Consider the following 17,337-nt stretch of genomic DNA (forward strand, 5'->3'; position numbering starts at 1 on the left):
CCTTTGGAGGGCTTACTTCAACTGGCCAGGGAGCCGAGCCTTTCGCCGCGATAGCGGCCGGAGCGGATGTCGCCCCACCAGGCCTGGTTGTCGAGATACCATTGCACCGTCTTGCGCAGGCCGGTCTCAAAAGTTTCGCGGGGCCGCCAGCCGAGTTCGCGCCCGATCTTGGCGCAGTCGATGGCGTAGCGCAGGTCGTGGCCGGGACGGTCCTGGACGAAGGCGATGAGCTTTCGGCGCGGCCCGACGCTCTTGTCGGGCGCCAGTTCGTCCATCAGGTCGCAAATGGCGTGAACGACGTCGATATTCTTCCGCTCGTTGACGCCGCCGATATTGTAGCTTTCGCCGACGCGGCCATGCTCGACCACGGTAAGCAAGGCTTCAGCATGGTCCTCGACGAAGAGCCAGTCGCGGATGTTCTCGCCCGCGCCATAGACGGGCAGGGGCTTGCCTTCCAGCGCGTTGAGGATCATCAGCGGAATCAGCTTTTCGGGGAAGTGATAGGGCCCGTAATTGTTCGAGCAATTGGTCGCGACCGTCGGCAGGCCATAGGTATGGGTCCAGGCGCGCACCAGATGGTCGGAGCCGGCCTTGGAGGCCGAATAGGGCGAATTCGGCGCGTAGGGCGTGTCTTCGTGGAACAGGCCGTCGTCGCCAAGCGTGCCGAAAACCTCATCGGTCGAAATGTGATGGAAACGGAAATTCTTCGCGGCGTCGCCCTTGAGGCCGCGCCAGTAATGCAGCGCTTCCTGCAGCATGACATAGGTCCCGACCAGATTGGTCTGGATGAATTCGCCCGGGCCGTCGATCGAGCGATCGACATGGCTTTCGGCGGCGAGATGCATCACCCAGTCGGGCTGGAAGGAGTCGAAGGCCGCGCGCACCGCCTTGGCGTCGCAAATGTCGCCGCGCGTGAAATGGTAGCGCGGGTCGCCGGCGACGGGCGCGAGCGAGGCGAGATTGCCGGCGTAAGTGAGCTTGTCGAACACGAGCAGCGCATGGGGCGTCTGCTGGATGATGCGCCGCGCCACCGCCGAACCGATGAAACCCGCGCCGCCAGTGACCAATATACGCTTTGAAGTCACGAAAACGCCTCTCGATGAACCGCGACAGTCCTATAATTTTGCGTCGCGGGAGGAAAGTGGAAATTCGTTCCGGCCGGTTCAGGCGTCGGGCCGGAAGGGCGCGCGGCCGCTGGTGAGCGCGTCGTCGAGCAGGTCCAGGCGGTCCTGGCCCCAGAACAGTTCGCCATCGAGCACATAGGATGGCGAACCGTACACGCCGTCTTCCAGGGCGAGCGCCAGATTGCGCTGGTAGCATGTTTCCGCCGCCCCGCTTTCTCCCCGCTGCAGCCAGATCGGCTCATAACCGGATTCTTCGAGAATCTGCGCCAGGGTTCCGGCGTCGGCGAGGTCGCGCTGGCGCTCGAACACGCCGGCGAAAGCGGCGGCCATGAATTTTGCAGGATCGACTCCGGCAAGCGTCATGGCGCAGACGATGCGGTCGCCGGGGGCGGGGTCGAATGGCCAGAACTGCGGATGGAGATGGAAATTCAGGCCGCGCTTTTCGCGCCAGCGCTGCAATTCCACGATCCGGTAATTCTGCCGCATCGGGTGCCGCTTGGCGAGCGGCAGGCCGCCCGATTCGGGAAAGACCTGGGACAGCGCGACCGGCCGATAGTCGAGGCGCAGATCATGTTTGGCGGCCAGTCCCTGCAATTCGGCATGGCCGATATAGGCCCACGGACTGAGCAGCGAAAAATAGACGGCAAGGTGGCGGGCCACGGCGTTCTCGCGAAAGGTCGGCAATTGGCGCTCGGCGCATGCCCCTTGCTAACACAATCACGACGACAAGGCGCGCGCCTTTTGCCTTTCCGCGCGAGGAGCGAAATTAACCAATAAGATGGGAAGATTGGGGGCCGCGCCGCTGTGTCTGCGGCGGGGCGACAGGTCGGCGGTTATCCGGACCGGCTCCTGAGGGGCAGATCACGTCCGTCAAGGTGGTGGAAATTAGGGGCGGTCATGGCGCCTCTTCAGGCGGCGATTTTTGGCGGCGCGGCGGCCTCGTCCGCATGGCGGACATCTTGCCTGGCGCTCGCCTGACAGGCTCCCCCCCAATAGTGAAGCTCCTGCGAGCGCGAGCCGGGCGTGGCGCGTCAATATTCGATTAAGTTTCGCCATGATTCGGTCGCGTTTTGCCAAGGCGCCAGCCGCGCGGCCACAACTCTGGCGAGCAGTCGCCAAAGGTCGCGGCGGGATCAGCCTGCCATGCCGACGAGGCGGCGATGCGTCGCCCGCAATTCGTCGATCGCCTGATCGAGATCGGCGCGGCGCTCCTCAAGATGGCGAAGCTGGGAAAGCACCATTTTTTCGTCCAGGGCGAAATCGTTGACCGGTTTGGCGGCGCTGCCGTCGGAATCCAGCAGATCGGCGATTTCGGTAAGCGTGAAGCCGAGATGCTTGCCTTTGAGAATGAGCTGAAGCCGCGCTTTCTGGGTCGAATCGTAGAAGCGCGCGCCGCCGCGGCGGACCGGCTTGAGGAGTCCGCGCTGCTCGTAAAAGCGGAGGGCCCGGAGGGTGACGCCATAGATGCGCGCGATTTCGCCGATCGTCAGCATTTCGGCGAGCGACAGATCCGGTTGGGAGGCGGGATCGATGCGTTGGGCGGAGGCTTTCATTTTACGAAGGTCCCGAAAAGCAAGAGAGAATCGAAACGCGACACGCGTAAGGGTTGTAACCTGGGTAAGCACAACTTGCAATCGGATTTATGCAACTTTGACGTGTGTGTTTCAAAATCGTCCAGAGTTAACGGGTTGTTTACCGTAAAACCGGAAAGTTAACGCGAGGCCGCAGCGCTTCGCTGAACGCCTGAGGCTCCGCGGCCCCGGCCGTTCGCAAGGCGAGGGCTTTGAGTGCGCTGACGAGGCAGGATCGAAAAATGAGCAAAGCGGCTCCCTGGAGCATCAAGGGCGTGGATTTCGACGTGCGCGACGCCGCCAAGGAAGCCGCGCGGCGGGACGGGGTTTCGCTCGGGGAATGGATGAACAGGGCGATTGCCGACCGCGCCGCCGAGATTGGCGCCGACGCGCAGGCGTTTGACGCCGACGAGCGGCTCGAGGCTGTCGCCGCCCAGCTCGCGCGGCTGAGCCGCGAAGCCCGCGAGGACGCGACGCCGCAGCGTCGCCGGGGCGAGGCCGGACGACAAGAAAGCCGGCAAGAGCATCGCCTGGAACCAAGTCAAGCGGCGCGTCAGGAAACCCGCGCCCCGTCTAGCCGGGGTGGCGAGGGCGCCGCGCCCGAGGCGGACGACGCGGACGGGATGGAAGAGACCGCTCGCAATCGGGCGCCGCGACGCCGCGCCGCGCCCGAGCGGCGGGCCGGGCGCGTCCCGTCCGGTGAGGCTTTCCGGCCCCGGGAGGCGGATGAAATCCGCCCGGGACGGCTGGGCCGCGAAAGCGCCGACGCCGAGGCGCTGCTCGAACAGGCGGTTGCCGCCTTCGAGGAGCAGGCGGGCAGGGTCGAATCGCGCGCCGCGCGGGCGATTGCCAATGTCGCCCAAATGATCGAGGCTTCCGAGGACGAGCGCGCCGGCGCCCTGGCGCAGGTCGACGCGCGTCTCGCCGAGATCGAACATTGGCTCAATCGCGGCGACAAGGAAGCGATCAAACCTTTGCGGGGCATGATCGCCTCGGTGCACGACCGCCTCGGCGAAATAGAAACGCGGCTGGCGCGCAAGGAGCGCCCTGCCGATGACAAACCCCTGCGCGGCGCGCTGGAGCGGCTGGAGTCGCGAATCGAGGCGATGTCCCGCCAGTCGGAAGAGAGCGCCGACGATTCCCATTTGCGCCGGCTCGACGGGCGCCTCGGCGCGATTCTCATGCGACTCGACAAGGTCGAGGCGGCCCCTCCCGGCGCGGGGCGCGACGAGCAATTCACCCGCCTCGAAAAGAGGTTCGACACCCTGATGGCGCGGCTTGACCGCCCGGCGCCGGCTCCCGCCGCGCCGCAAGCGGCCGGGTCCGCGCTCAAGGGCGGGGTCGCCGGGGCGATCGGCGAAATCGCCGCCCGCCAGCGCGATCTCGAATCGGGCGCGCGGACGACGCGTCCTCCCGCGCCCCAGCTCGCGACGCTGCTTGACGAGCGCTTCGAGGCTCTGGCGCGCAAATTCGACACCGCCGCCAAAGGTGCGACGCCGTCGCCGGACAAGAACCAAATCGATCGCCTCCAGAACGGCATCAGCGTCCTCTCCGACCGGATCGAGACGATGCGCCAGGAGTTCGCCGCCTCCGGCGCCCATTCCCGCGCCGAACTGGAGCAATTCGCCCGCGAATTGTCCCGTCGCGTCGACGTCGCTCTGGCTGCGCCGCAGGCGGCCGGCCTGAACGGTCTGGAGGAACTGCGCCGCGATATTGCGGCCCTGAGCCGGGACGTCGCCGAAGCGCCGCCGCGCGCCGCGGCAGCGGGGCTTGAAAAGGCGATGCGCGACCTGGCGGATCGGGTGGACGCCTCGCGCGACGCGATGATCCAAGCGGCGGAGGCCCGGCGCGACCCCGCGCCCTCCGCCCAGATCGAGGCTTTGACCGCGCAGGTTGCGGCGCTCGGCCGTCAACTTTCGGACGCCGCGCCGCGCGCCGCCGCAGCCGCGGTGCAGGAGGCGGCGCGCGAATGGACCGCGCGGCTCGAAGAAGCGCGCGACGCCATGGTCCGCGCCGTCGAGACGCGCGGCGAGCCGGCGCCCTCCGCCCAGATCGAGGCCTTGACCGCGCAGGTCATGGCGATGGGACGCGATCTCGCGGCGGGCGCGCCGCGCGCCGCCGCCGCCGCGATCGAACAAGCGACGCGCGAACTGGCCGCGCGGGTGGATGAGGCGCGCGACGCGATGATACGCGCCGCCGCGATCCGCCCCGAGCCGACCTCCTCCGCCGAAATCGACGCCCTGGGCGAACAGGTCTCGGCGATGAGCCGGGCGCTCGCCGATCTCGCGCCGCGCAGCCAGGTGGCTTCGCTCGAAAATGCGGTGCGGGCGCTCACCGGACGCATCGAACGCTCGCGCGAAGAAGGCATCCGCGAGGCGGTGCTGGCGCCGATCGAATCGCTCGCCGCCGACGTGCGGCGGGCGCTGACCGAAGCCGGCGCCTCGGCCAATTTCGACGGCGTCTCCCGCCAGTTGCGCGAGGTCGAGGACAAGATCGAAAATTTGCGCCACGACGGCGGCGCCGACCGCGCCGATTTTCTCCAGGTCTATGACCAGTCGGAGCAGATCCGCGCGATGCTTGCGGAGGCGATCGACAAGATCGCGCCGATCGAGCGGCTGGAGAATCAGGTCGGCGCGCTGGGCGTGCGGCTGGAAGAAGTCGCGCGCCAGACCCGGGAGGCCGGCGCCGCTCAGGTTGCGCTGCCCTGGGGTGAAATCGAGTCGCGCCTGAACGATCTCGCCATGCGCATCGACCGCGCCGGTTTCGATCGCGCGCAGCCGCAAACGCCGGTTGACGACGCGCGCTTCGACGATCTGGCCCGTCGCCTCGATTTCCTGCAGGAAACCCTGGCGGCGCGGCTCGACGACGCCCAAAACGCGCCGCTCGACCAGGCGCCGGCGCAATCGCTGGAGCCTTTGTTGCGCTCGCTGTCCGAAAAGCTGAGCGCCGAGCCCGCGCCGCAAATTGGCCCCGGCGCGATGGAGGCCCTCGAATGCCGGATCGCCGAAATTTCGCATCGGCTGGAGCAGGGCGATTCCGAAGCGGAGCGCCGTCTCCATCGCGCGATCGAGGAATTGTCCGACCGCCTGGACTCGCTGCGCGACCCCGAGCGTGAGGATCGCAACGCCCGCGAGATCACCGACCTGCGCGAAAAGACCGAAGCGTCGGATCGGCGCGCCCAGCAGACGCTTTCCGCGGTCCATGAGACGCTCGAAAAGGTGGTCGATCGCCTCGCCATGCTCGAGGAGGACGTGATCGACGCCCGCGGCGCCGCCGAGGCTGCCGCGCGCGCGCCGGCCGCCGCGGACGTCGAAAGGGTCGCCGTCGATCCCGACGACTTCCTGATGGAGCCGGGCGCGGGCCGTCCGGGCGAGGCCAAGGCCGGGCGGGCCGCGCAGCTCCCGCGCGCGGCGGAAATGGACGACCACGAGCCCGACCTCGGCCTCGATGAGCCAAGGTCGGCAAACAGGCCGGATGCGAAGTCGGGGCAATCGAGCTATATCGACATCGCCCGCCGCGCGCTCGCCGCGCGCGTGGCCGCCGAATCGGCTGAAAACCAGGAAAAGGACACGAGAAGGCGTCTCGCCGCCGCCACGCCGCCGAAGGCCTCCACCATGCCGCCGAAGGCCGCCGCAACAGCGCCGAAGGCCGCCGCCAGAGCTCGTTTCGTTCGCCCGCTCGCGGCGGGCGAGAAAGCCGCGAGCCGCCGCCTGCCGGCGGTGCTGCTCACCGCGGTTTCCGTGCTTTCGCTCGGCGCCTATGAGGCTTATCGCCTGTTCGACACGCCCGCGCCGCCCATGCAGGCGGTCTCGGCGGCTGGCGCCGAAAAGACGCATGACGCCGGTCGCGCGCCGGCGCCGGTCCCTCCGGCCGAAAAAACGGGCGAAGCCGCGCCCGCCGCACCGGCGTCTCCGGCGGCCCCGGCGGCCTCGCCAACGGCGCCGCTCAATAGCGCTCCGGTTCTGCCTGGCAATGTCGTCGCGCCGAAATCCGAAAACGGCGCGAGCCTCCCCGATCCGCTCGCGACCGGCTCCATCGGCTCGGGCCCCAATACGATCGCCGCCGTCGAGGCCGGCGCGCGGGCTCTCGCCCAGAAAGAGCGCGCCGAGAAGGGCGACGCGGCCGCGCAATATGATTTCGCGATCCGCCTCGCCGAAGGCCGCGGCGTTCAACAGGATCAGGCCGCCGCCGTCGGCTGGTTCGAGAAGGCGGCGGCAAAAGGCCTGCCGCAGGCGCAATATCGCCTGGGCGCCATTTACGAGAAAGGCATAGCCGCGGCCCGCGACCCGAAAAAGGCCGCCTTCTATTACGAAAAGGCCGCGAACCAGGGCCATGTTCGCGCCATGCACAATCTTGGCGTCGTGCTCGCCGAGGGAGTGGACGGCAAGCCCGATTACGCCGCCGCGGCGCAATGGTTCCGCCGCGCCGCCGAATATGGCGTGCGCGACAGTCAGTTCAACCTCGCCATTCTTTATGCGCGCGGCATGGGCGTGCCGCAGGATCTCGGCCAGAGCTACGTATGGTTCGCCATCGCGGCCATGCAGGGCGACCAGGGCGCGGCCAAAAAGCGCGACGAGCTCGGCGAGCGGCTGAACGCCGCCGCGCTGCAACAGGCCAAGAAGCAGGTCGCCTCCTTCCATGCCAAGACGCCGTCGGCCGCGGTGAACAACCCGCCCGCCGCCGCGCCGGACGCGTCGGCTTCGGCGTCCCGCAAATCCTCGGCGGTGCGCCGGATCTGATTCGTGACGGCATGCCGTCACGAATTCCTTGTTTGAGCGATGAGGCTTTCCGAAAGGCGGTTTCCGCCTTTCGGGATCATGCGCTCGCGGCGGGCGTCAGCCGCCCGAGGAAATGCGGGTGATGTCGGCGCCGCAGCGGCTCAATTTGCGCTCCAGCGCCTCAAAGCCGCGGTCGAGATGATAGACGCGCTGGATCATGCTCTCGCCCTCGGCGGCCAGGGCCGCGATGACCAGCGAGACCGAGGCGCGCAGATCGGTCGCCATCACCGGCGCCCCCTTCAGCGCCGGCACGCCCTCGACGATCGCCGTATCGCCTTCGAGCCGGATATGCGCGCCCAGGCGCGCCAGTTCCTGCACATGCATGAATCGGTTTTCGAAAATCGTTTCGGTGATGCGCGAGACGCCGCTGGCGTGGGTCATCAGAGCCATGAACTGCGCCTGAAGGTCGGTCGGGAAGCCCGGGAATGGCGCGGTCGCGATATCGACCGCCTGCAACCCATTGCCGTTGCGCGAAACGCGCAAACCCTGGGGCGTGTCCTCGACATGGGCGCCCGCCTCGATCAGGGCGTCGAGCGCGGCCTGGAGATGCTCGGCGCGGGCGCCCTCGAGCAAGACGTCGCCGCCGGTCATGGCGGTCGCCATGGCGTAAGTGCCGGCCTCGATGCGGTCCGGCAGCACGCGATGCTTGGCGCCGCCGAGCCGGGCCACGCCTTCCACCTCGATGACCGGGGAGCCGGCGCCCTTGACCTTGGCGCCCATTTTCACCAGCAGGTCGGCGAGATCGCCAACTTCCGGCTCGCGCGCCGCGTTATGGATGACCGTCGTTCCCCGGGCGAGGGAAGCGGCCATCAGGGCGATATGGGTGCCGCCGACCGTGACCTTCGGAAAGACGATTTCGGCGCCGCGCAGGCCGCCGGGCGCCCTGGCGACGACATAGCCGGCGTCGATGTCGATTTCGGCGCCAAGGCGCTCCATCGCCATCAGCAGGAGATCGACCGGGCGGGTGCCGATGGCGCAGCCGCCGGGGAGCGACACCCGCGCCTGGCCGCAGCGCGCAAGCAACGGCGCCAGCACCCAGAAACTCGCGCGCATGCGCGACACCAGCTCGTAGGGCGCGGTGGTGTCCACGATCTCGCGCGCCGTCATATGGACCGTCTGGCCGGAGTCCGGGTCCTCGCCGTGTCGGCGGCCGTCGATGGAATAATCGACGCCATGGTTCGACAGGATGCGGACGAGCAGGCTCACGTCGGCCAGGCGCGGCAGATTTTCGAGCGTGACCGTGCGATCCGTCAGCAGCGAGGCGATCATCAGCGGCAGCGCCGCATTCTTGGCCCCGGAAATCGGAATGACGCCATTCAGCGGATTGCCGCCGACGATTCTGATGCGATCCATTGCTCCTCGCTGTGGCGCGGCGAAAGCCGGCTTTGGTCCCTGGTCTATGAGTCGCGCGACCCGGCGTCATCATTGGCGCCGGTCCTGCGCTGGCGGGTCTGCTCCTTGCGCCGCCGCAGATTCGCGCGCAAGGCCTCGGCAAGCCGCTGCTTTTCCGCGAGCTTGGCCGAGGAAGGCGCGGGAGGAGCCTCTTGCGGCGCGCTCCCGGACCCAGCCTTGTCTTCCCGTTCCGTGGACTTGTCCTGCATGTCGGGCGGTTCTAAGCGCGAACGGCGCGGCGAACAAGCCTTCTCGACGGATTTGCGACAAAATGCGCTCCCGGCCGCAATCTGGCGCTTGCCATGGCGGTTGGGCTATGGCAGAAACCGCCCGCTTGGTCGGGCGGTCGCGCCGGCATGCAAATCAGCTGCGGTAGCTCAGTGGTAGAGCACTCCCTTGGTAAGGGAGAGGTCGAGAGTTCAATCCTCTCTCGCAGCACCAGCTACACGATTGAAATCTGTAAAAGCCCAAGATATGCGGTCGTTTGCGCTCGCTTCGGCGTCACAAACGGCGTTACAAAGCTCGGAACGGTTTCCCGTCCAAAATAAGCGTTGAGACGCAGCATGAAAGGGCGTCATCATGGCGGGCAAGGATCGAGGGCATCAATACCGCGATGGGCGGTGTTCCCCGCATACGCGGGGCTGAACGTCGTGCTGCGGCCACAGGAATGGTTAAAGATTGGAATCACGCAGCGCCGGATATCGCCGATCGCGGCGCTCCGTTCAATTTTTCGATCGGGCTTTGCCGGCGGTCTGCGATTCTCGCGCGATGCAAATCCCGTTCGCCTTGATGCGATAATCGAGCTGCGCGCGGGAAAGGCCAAGCATTCGCGCCGCTGCGGCGACATTGCCTCGGGATTTCGTCAGGGATCTCTCGATCAGGGTTTTCTCCAGCGCATCCAGGCTTTTCATTTGCGTTAAAGCGATGTCGACGCAATCTCCATCGGACGCCGCGGCCTCGCATAGAAGGCCATCCTGATCGAATATGGCGTCGCGATGCGAGGTCGCCGGCGTCAGGCCAAGATGTTCGACGCCGATCTCTCCTCCCTCCGGCGCGAGGAGAACGCCGCGTTCGATCAGGTTTTCAAGTTCGCGCACATTGCCTGGCCAGTCATGGCCGACAAGCGAATTGGCGGCCATGTCGGACAGGCCCGAAACCGATTTTCCGTGTTTCGCCTGCGCCTTGGCCAGGAAGAAATCGACCAGCGGCAGGATGTCCGCGCGCCGCTCGCGCAACGGCGCGACATGGACCGGAAAAGTGTTCAGCCGATAGAAGAGGTCCGAACGGAAGCGGCGTTCGGCGACGGCCTCCTGAAGATTCGCGTTGGTCGCCGCGATGATTCTGACGTCCACGAGGCGAGTCTTGACGCCGCCGAGCCTTTCGACTTCGCCGGTCTGCAGGACGCGAAGCAGCTTGACCTGGGCGGCTGGAGACAATTCGCCCAATTCGTCGAGCAGAATCGTGCCGCCGTCGGCGCGCTCGAACCGGCCAGGCCTGGCGGTTTTCGACCCCGTATAGGCGCCGGCCTCGGCGCCAAACAATTCCGATTCAAGAAGCTCTTCAGGAATCGCGCCGCAATTGACCGCGACAAACGGACCTTTGGCGCGGCTGCTGTTGGTGTGAACCCAGCGCGCGAAAGCCTCTTTGCCGACGCCCGTTTCCCCCGTGAGCAGAATGGTGACGGTCGAAGGCGCGGCCTTGGCCAGGAGCCGAAGCGTGTCGCAGAATTTTTTCGAGGCCCCGATCAATTCGCCTTGCTCGCGCCGGACATTCAACTGCTTCGAAAGCTCCGCGACCTGTTCGCGAAGCTCGATCAGTTCCGCGCCGACATTGTGCGGCTCCAGCAGTTTTACGAAGGGGTCGTCTTCCCCCCAGGCCGCCGCGGGCCGTCCGACGATGCGGCAGACCGGCGCGCCGCAGCTCATGCAGGCGATTTCCTTGAAGACGATCAGCTCGCCAAGCAGCGCCGTGGCGTAGCCGGATGCATAACCCGTCTGGCTGAAGCAGGCGCTTTCGAACGTCTCGCCGAATTGTTCGAGCTGGCTTTCGCTTTCCCAACTCTTTCGCCAGGAGCCGTCGCAGAAAAAATGCCCCTTCGCGACGTCGAATTCGATCTTGTCGACGCTGCCGACGACGACGCCCTGCAGCCCGTGCATTTCCGGTCCGAGATGAAGCAGCGTCTCGATATCCGCCTCCGGCAGCAAGCTGCGGACGAGGGCGGCGTCGGACCTTCCCGAGGCGAAACCCATACGGAACAGAATGCCTTGCGTGCGCCTGGAGCCAAGCGTCGCGATCAATTCGGCGCGCAGCCCGCGCAAATGCTCGGCGTGCAGCAAAACCATGCGATGCTCGCCCAGCCAGATCTGGCCTTCGTCCTGCCGGAACCGCAAAAGGCGACGGAGTTGCTGAACAGCCGAAGCCGTGCGCGCGGGACGCCAGGAATTGTTCTTTTCAGCATTGTGCAACGCACAACCTCCCCGGATTTCTTCTTTTTATGAATTGATAATTTTCGCGTGGCCGAGAGTCGAGCCTGATTTCATTGCGATTTCGCTGTTTTCTCTCCTGGCACGACGTTTGCGCTTCCAATCCGGCGCGCGGCGGCGCTCGAGAAACAAGAATGCGTCTTAAACCGCCCGGCGACGCAGGGAGGCTATGAGCGATCGAGTCATTTGGAGGCGGGGGTTCGCGGTCGGCGCAAGCGTCGATGGCGTTCTCTGTCGCGTCCGGCACTGCTATTGGCGGAAGGCTAAACGTATTTTACGTCCCAGGCAATACGTAATTCGAAGGCGGACTTCGCTTTCGAAGGGTTTTTCTATGAAAAAATACGCATAATAGCGCAAAGGTATCGCGTTTATATGTAAAAAGTACTTTTTTATTCATATGAACATCTTATCTTGCTTCGACAATACAAAATCGCATTGACCCGCTCGCGGTGAGCGGAAGTCGCGAAACAGAATGATCGCGCACAAAGACGCGAAATCGGGAGGATCGGATGGAACGTGTCGGTGGCGCGCCGGAGGCTTGGCTTTTTGTCGAAGTGGCCGAGCGTCATGCGGCGGCGCAGGACATCGCTCATTTCGTTTTTAAGGAAGCGTCGGGACGGGATTTGCCGCCATTTTCCGCCGGGGCCCATATCGAAATCGAGTTGCCGAACGGAATGCAGCGCTGCTATTCGCTCTGCAACGCGCCGGGGCAGGGCGCGGCTTATGAAATCGCCATTCTGCGAGAGGCGAGCGGCCGGGGCGGGTCCCTGTGCGCCCACGCCGATTTGCATCTGGGCGCGCGTCTGCGCATTCGTCCGCCGCGCAATTATTTCCCGCTCCACGACGAGCCTCATGCGCTGCTTGTCGCTGGCGGCGTCGGCGTCACGCCCCTCCTCGCGATGGCCGAGCAATTGCGCGCGGAAGGCCGCGGCTTCGAGTTTCATTTTTGCGCACGTTCCCCGTCGCGCGCCGCTTTTCTCGACCGCCTTCGGCGCGCGCCTTACGGGGCGAGCGTTCGGCTTCACTTCGACGACGGCGCGCCCGACCAGATTTTCAACGCGCGAGAGATCTTCGAGAGGGCGCCCGCCGGCGCCGGACTCTATGTGTGCGGACCGAATGGATTCATGGATTACGTGCTGTCGGCGGCGCGGTCGGCGGGGTGGAGCGAAGGCCGTCTGCATTACGAATATTTCGCGGCCGTTGCGGCGCCGACCGAAGGCGACAGGCCCTTTTCAATTCTGCTTGCGCGCAGCGGGAAGCGCGTTTTCGTGCCCGCGGGCAAGACGGCGGCCGAGGCGATGATCGACGCGGGAGTCGAGTTCCCGATGAGCTGCGAGCAGGGCGTCTGCGGAACTTGCGCCTTGCCTGTGCTGAAGGGCGCGCCCGACCACCGCGATCATTTCCAGACCAAGGCCGAGCGCGAGGCCAACACCCTTTTCATGCCCTGTTGTTCGCGGGCGCTGACTGAGGAGCTGGTGCTGGATTTCTAGAATTCGGGCGCGACGAGTCCGATGCGCGAAAGGCGTTCGAAAACGCCGTTTCAAACGAGGAGGAATTGATGAACACCCATGTGAAGGACATGCCGCAGACGAAGGCGAAAAGCCACTTCATGAAGCGCGCCTGGTACGTGGCGGCGCTTTCCGCCGACGTGGGGCCGGAGGCCTTGTTTCACCGCCGGCTTCTCGATATCCCCGTGCTGCTGTACCGCAAGCAGGATGGCGCGCCTGTCGCGCTGCACGACCGTTGCCCGCATCGCTTCGTGCAACTGAGCGCCGGCAAGCGCAACGGCGACGACATCGTCTGCCCCTATCATGCGCTGGAATTCAACGCTGCGGGCAAATGCACGCGCAGCCCGCACGGGACGGGCGCCATTCCCAGGGCGGCGCAGGTTCGCTCTTTTCCGCTGGTGGAAAAACACGGTTTCATCTGGATCTGGTTGGCGGACGAGGAGCCCGACCATTCTCTGCTGTTGGACTACGGCCCGCTTGAAGCCGGTCCGCCCACAGGCGTCGGCTACACCTACATGTATCTGAAAGCCCATTACGAAATGATCATCGACAATGTGATGGACCTGAGTCACGTCGACCATGTGCATGGCGAGATCATCACGACGCGCGGCCAGCTTTCGCCTCTCATTCCGCAATTGAAAGAGGGCGACGACACAATTGGCGCGCGCTGGGAATGGAAACAGACGCCGCCGATCGGCATTCTCGCCAATTTTCTGCCCGAGCCGGACGTCGAAGCGCGGCATTTCGTCGAGGTCAACTGGTCGCGGCCGGCCAATATCCAGCTCACGATTGGCGCGACGCAGGATGACGTCCCGCTCGGTCTCGATCATTGCGTGGGACAATACGACTTGCATGTCACGACGCCGGAAACCGAAACCGCGACTCATTACTGGTTTGCGACCCGACGCAACCATCTCGAACATGACGCCGAATTCAACGCCTTCAAAATCAAGGCGATGCACGACGCCTTCGTCAACGAGGATTTTCCGCTGATCGAGGCGGCCGGTCAGGCGATGGAGACCAGCGATTTTCTGAGCCTCAATCCGGTGCTCATTTCCAGCGACGCGGCCCCCGTCAAGGTCCGGCGAATCGTGAAGAAGCTGATCGCGGAGGAAAACGCGGACTGAGCCTTGGCGTTGCGCGACGTGCGGCGCTCCCGAGCGGGGCCGCGCGCCCCGCTCGGCCATGCCGCGGCGCACGACCGATGTGACAAATTCACAACAGCTCTAGGCAATTGCTTGGGCGACCTAATTTGGGCGCTGCAACCCAAAAACACCGCGACGCCTTTGTTACCCATCGCACATAGCGCCGCGGCGGCCATCGCGCCGGTCCGACACTCACGGCAAATGCCGATCGAGGCGCCCAAATATCAAATTCTGGAGGGGGAGAATGTCTTTGAAGAAAAGCTTGGCGGCGATGGCGTGCGGTTGCCTTTCGCTTTGCGCGGCGACGACGGCGTCCTTCGCGAATTCGGGTATCCAGCCCGGCATTACGACCGGCATTCCGCTCGGCGCGGCGCCGCCGGAAGGCGTCTATATCGTCCAGCTCCCGAACTATGGCTACCGCGACGCGAATCCCGGGCAGAATGTCGGCGCGATCGTCCCGGCATGGCTCATCTGGTCGACGCCCTGGACAATTCTCGGCGCCCATATCGTGCTCGACGCAGCCTCGCCGATGGCCAATGTCAATGTCCACAACGTCCTGAACCGGGGCGGTTTCGCCAATCCGATCGTCGACGTTCAGTTTAAATGGAATCTCGGCAACGGCTTTTTCGGCGGCTTTCAGACCGGCGTTTATCTGCCGGTGAAAGACGAACTAAGCATACTTGGCATTCCGCGCGATTTCGCCATGTTCCAGGCCCTTGGCGCGCTGAGCTATCTGAAGGACGGCTGGGATCTTTCGGCGACAGCGATTTACGGCACTGGCCGGTCCGGCGACATCTACAGTGAGCCCGGTTCCTATGCTCCCAACTGGTTCAACCTCGACCTCACGGCGACGAAGACATTCGGCAAATTCGAGGTCGGTTTCGTCGGCTTCGGTTCGGCGGACCTCGACGCGCCGGTTCCCGGCTATGCGAAGCAGAGCCAGATCGCGCTCGGCGGCCTTGTCGGCTACAATTTCGGTGTCCTGAACTTCCAGTTCAAATTGACGCGCGACGTCATGGAGCAAAATTACGGCGGCTACGATACCCGGGGATGGGCCAATATCACCATCCCGCTTTGGGTCGCCGCGCCGCCGGCCCCGGTTGTCGCCAAATATTGAATCGATTGAACGAGAACGGCGCGGCTCCATCCGCGCCGTTCTCCGTTTGGGCGCCCTGGCGACGGCGAATGGACCTCCAGAATTCCGAAATACCCGGCAGGTATCGAAAGGTTCGTCAAACGGTATTGGATGGCTGTCCGCCGTTTCAATAATTTCGCCGCTCGCTCCTCTGGTGCGGATCGAGGAAACGTTTCGAGGTACGGGCGTCATGAACAAAGTCAAATGCGCGCTGATCGGCTCCGGCAATATCGGGACCGATCTGATCTATAAATTGCGTCGCAGCTCGGTGCTTGAACCGGTGTGGATGGTCGGCGTCGACCCCGCTTCGGAGGGTCTCGCGCGCGCGCGCGATCTCGGACTGAAGACGACCGCCGAGGGCGTCGACGGCCTGCTGCCTCATGTCGCCGAAGATGGCGTGCAGATCGCCTTCGACGCCACCAGCGCCTATGTCCATGCGGAAAACAGCCGCAAGCTCAACGAGCTGGGCGTGCTGATGATCGATCTGACGCCGGCCGCGATCGGGCCTTTGTGCGTGCCGCCGGTCAATCTGGCGGAGCACGCCGCCAAGCTCGAAATGAACGTCAACATGATCTCCTGCGCCGGACAGGCAACCATTCCGATCGTCAACGCCGTTTCGCGCGTTCAGGCCGTCGAATATGCCGAGATCATCGCCAGCCTGTCGTCGAAATCCGTGGGCCCAGGCACGCGCGCCAATCTCGACGAATTCACCTACACGACCTCGGGCGCCATCGAACGCATCGGCGGCGCGCGCAAGGGCAAGGCGATCGCCATCATCAATCCGGCCGAGCCGCCGATGATCATGCGCAACACCATCTATTGCCTCACGGACGAAGCGCCGAAACAGGCGGAGCTGACGGACTCCATTCTCGCCATGATCGGCGAAGTGCAGAAATATGTCCCGGGCTATCGCCTGGTGAACGGCCCGATCTATGACGGCCATCGCGTTGCGGTGTTCATGGAGGTCGCGGGCCTTGGCGATTATCTGCCGAAATACGCCGGCAATCTCGACATCATGACTGCGGCCGCGACCCGCACCGCCGAAATGTTCGCCGAGGAAATCCTCTCCGGCAAGATCCGTCTCGAACCGAAGAGGGCCGCATGATGAGCCACGAAAATTCCCTCAAGGGACGCAAGATCGTCGTTCACGACATGACTTTGCGCGACGGCATGCACGCCAAGCGCGAGCAGATCAGCGTCGCGCAGATGGCGGCGGTCGCGACCGGGCTCGACGCCGCGGGCGTGCCGCTCCTTCAGGTCACGCATGGCGCGGGCCTTGGCGGAAATTCGTTGCAGCACGGCCGCGCGCCGCACAGCAATGAAGACTATATTTCCGCGGTCGCGCCGAAGCTGAAACAGGCCAAAGTGTCGGTGCTGCTCATTCCCGGCCTCGGCACGATGCAGGAATTGCAATCAGCTTATGATTGCGGCGCGCGGGCGGTCCATTGCGCCACCCATTGCACCGAGGCCGACACGGCGCGCCAGCATATCGCCTTTGGCCGCAAGCTCGGGATGGACACCGCCGGCTTCCTGATGATGTCGCACCTCAACACGCCGGAGGGCATCGTCGAGCAGGGCCTTTTGATGGAATCCTATGGCGCCAATATCGTCTATGTCACGGATTCCGCCGGCTACATGCTGCCCGAAGACGTGCGCGCGCGCATCGCCCGGCTGCGCGACGCGCTGAAGCCCGAGACCGAAATCGGCTTCCATGGTCATCATAATCTCGGCATGGGGATCGCCAATTCGCTCGCCGCCGTCGAAATGGGCGCGACGCGGATCGACGTTTCCTCCGCGGGACTCGGCGCGGGCGCCGGCAACACGCCGCTGGAAGTTTTCGTCGCCGTCTGCGACCGAATGGGGATCGAGACGGGATGCGATCTTTTCCGGTTGATGGATGTGGCCGAGGATATCGTCGTCCCGATGATGGATCATCAGGTGCGGATCGATCGCGATTCTCTCACGCTCGGGTTCGCCGGCGTCTATTCGACCTTCCTGCTGCACGCCAAGCGGGCGGCGGAGCGCACCGGGGTTCCCGCGCGCGACATTCTGGTCGAGCTTGGACGCAAGAAGATGATTGGCGGCCAGGAGGACATGATCGAGGACACCGCCTTGACCATGGCGAAAGAGCGCGGCGCGGCGTCGAAGAACGCCGCGTGAGGCGCGCGAGGGCGCCGGGGCGCTCACTTCGTCCCGGCGCC

12 protein-coding genes and 1 tRNA gene are annotated in these 17,337 nt (G+C 64.9%); 7 read left to right on the forward strand and 6 right to left on the reverse strand.

Annotation, left to right across the window (positions count from 1 at the left end; all coding sequences use genetic code 11):
* Nucleotides 1-17: 17 nt before the first annotated feature.
* The 3 genes from rfbB to K2U94_RS06170 all read right to left on the reverse strand — a co-directional run bounded on the left by rfbB (nucleotide 18) and on the right by K2U94_RS06170 (nucleotide 2,677).
* Nucleotides 18-1,085: a dTDP-glucose 4,6-dehydratase gene (gene rfbB / locus K2U94_RS06160; RefSeq protein WP_243066365.1), complete on the reverse strand. Its 1,068-nt coding sequence runs from the start codon at nucleotides 1,083-1,085 to the stop codon at nucleotides 18-20.
* Between the two features lie 78 nt (nucleotides 1,086-1,163).
* Nucleotides 1,164-1,808 (reverse strand): 2-hydroxychromene-2-carboxylate isomerase, encoded by a 645-nt coding sequence (locus K2U94_RS06165; RefSeq protein ID WP_243066366.1) that lies wholly within the window; start codon nucleotides 1,806-1,808, stop codon nucleotides 1,164-1,166.
* Nucleotides 1,809-2,257: 449 nt separating this feature from the next.
* On the reverse strand, nucleotides 2,258-2,677 hold the full coding sequence (locus K2U94_RS06170) for a MerR family transcriptional regulator (RefSeq protein WP_243066367.1): 420 nt from the start codon (nucleotides 2,675-2,677) through the stop codon (nucleotides 2,258-2,260).
* Nucleotides 2,678-2,937: 260 nt separating this feature from the next.
* On the opposite strand from K2U94_RS06170, the gene K2U94_RS06175 reads away from it, so the two are divergent.
* On the forward strand, nucleotides 2,938-7,434 hold the full coding sequence (locus K2U94_RS06175) for an SEL1-like repeat protein (RefSeq protein ID WP_243066368.1): 4,497 nt from the start codon (nucleotides 2,938-2,940) through the stop codon (nucleotides 7,432-7,434).
* Between the two features lie 96 nt (nucleotides 7,435-7,530).
* Here K2U94_RS06175 and murA read toward each other — a convergent pair whose 3' ends face one another.
* Together murA and K2U94_RS06185 are read right to left on the reverse strand one after the other, a co-directional pair.
* Complete coding sequence (gene murA, locus K2U94_RS06180; RefSeq protein ID WP_243066369.1) at nucleotides 7,531-8,826, reverse strand: UDP-N-acetylglucosamine 1-carboxyvinyltransferase; 1,296 nt, start codon at nucleotides 8,824-8,826, stop codon at nucleotides 7,531-7,533.
* Between the two features lie 44 nt (nucleotides 8,827-8,870).
* Nucleotides 8,871-9,074: a hypothetical protein gene (locus K2U94_RS06185; protein ID WP_243066370.1), complete on the reverse strand. Its 204-nt coding sequence runs from the start codon at nucleotides 9,072-9,074 to the stop codon at nucleotides 8,871-8,873.
* Between the two features lie 157 nt (nucleotides 9,075-9,231).
* Between K2U94_RS06185 and K2U94_RS06190 the strand changes: the two genes are divergently transcribed.
* Nucleotides 9,232-9,306 (forward strand) — tRNA-Thr (locus K2U94_RS06190).
* A 281-nt stretch (nucleotides 9,307-9,587) separates the two neighbouring features.
* On the opposite strand, the gene K2U94_RS06195 is transcribed toward K2U94_RS06190, so the two are convergent.
* Complete coding sequence (locus K2U94_RS06195) at nucleotides 9,588-11,330, reverse strand: sigma-54-dependent Fis family transcriptional regulator (RefSeq protein ID WP_243066371.1); 1,743 nt, start codon at nucleotides 11,328-11,330, stop codon at nucleotides 9,588-9,590.
* A gap of 527 nt (nucleotides 11,331-11,857) precedes the next feature.
* Here K2U94_RS06195 and K2U94_RS06200 point away from each other — a divergent pair.
* From K2U94_RS06200 to dmpG, 5 genes are all read left to right on the forward strand, one after another.
* The gene (locus tag K2U94_RS06200) at nucleotides 11,858-12,838 is read left to right on the forward strand and encodes a PDR/VanB family oxidoreductase (RefSeq protein WP_243066372.1); all 981 of its coding nucleotides are present in this window, start codon (nucleotides 11,858-11,860) and stop codon (nucleotides 12,836-12,838) included.
* A gap of 68 nt (nucleotides 12,839-12,906) precedes the next feature.
* Nucleotides 12,907-13,983, forward strand: a complete 1,077-nt coding sequence (locus K2U94_RS06205; RefSeq protein WP_243066373.1) for an aromatic ring-hydroxylating oxygenase subunit alpha — start codon at nucleotides 12,907-12,909, stop codon at nucleotides 13,981-13,983.
* A 262-nt stretch (nucleotides 13,984-14,245) separates the two neighbouring features.
* Nucleotides 14,246-15,118, forward strand: a complete 873-nt coding sequence (locus K2U94_RS06210; RefSeq protein WP_243066374.1) for a transporter family protein — start codon at nucleotides 14,246-14,248, stop codon at nucleotides 15,116-15,118.
* 208 nt (nucleotides 15,119-15,326) lie between these two features.
* Nucleotides 15,327-16,241, forward strand: coding sequence for an acetaldehyde dehydrogenase (acetylating) (locus K2U94_RS06215; protein WP_243066375.1), 915 nt, complete (start codon nucleotides 15,327-15,329; stop codon nucleotides 16,239-16,241).
* A complete protein-coding gene (gene dmpG, locus K2U94_RS06220) occupies nucleotides 16,241-17,296 on the forward strand; it encodes a 4-hydroxy-2-oxovalerate aldolase (protein WP_243068814.1) in 1,056 nt (351 codons plus the stop codon). Before K2U94_RS06215 ends, dmpG begins: the two co-directional genes overlap by 1 nt.
* Nucleotides 17,297-17,337: the final 41 nt, after the last annotated feature.

This window comes from Candidatus Rhodoblastus alkanivorans (assembly GCF_022760755.1).
GTDB classification, from domain to species: Bacteria; Pseudomonadota; Alphaproteobacteria; order Rhizobiales; family Beijerinckiaceae; genus Rhodoblastus; species Rhodoblastus alkanivorans.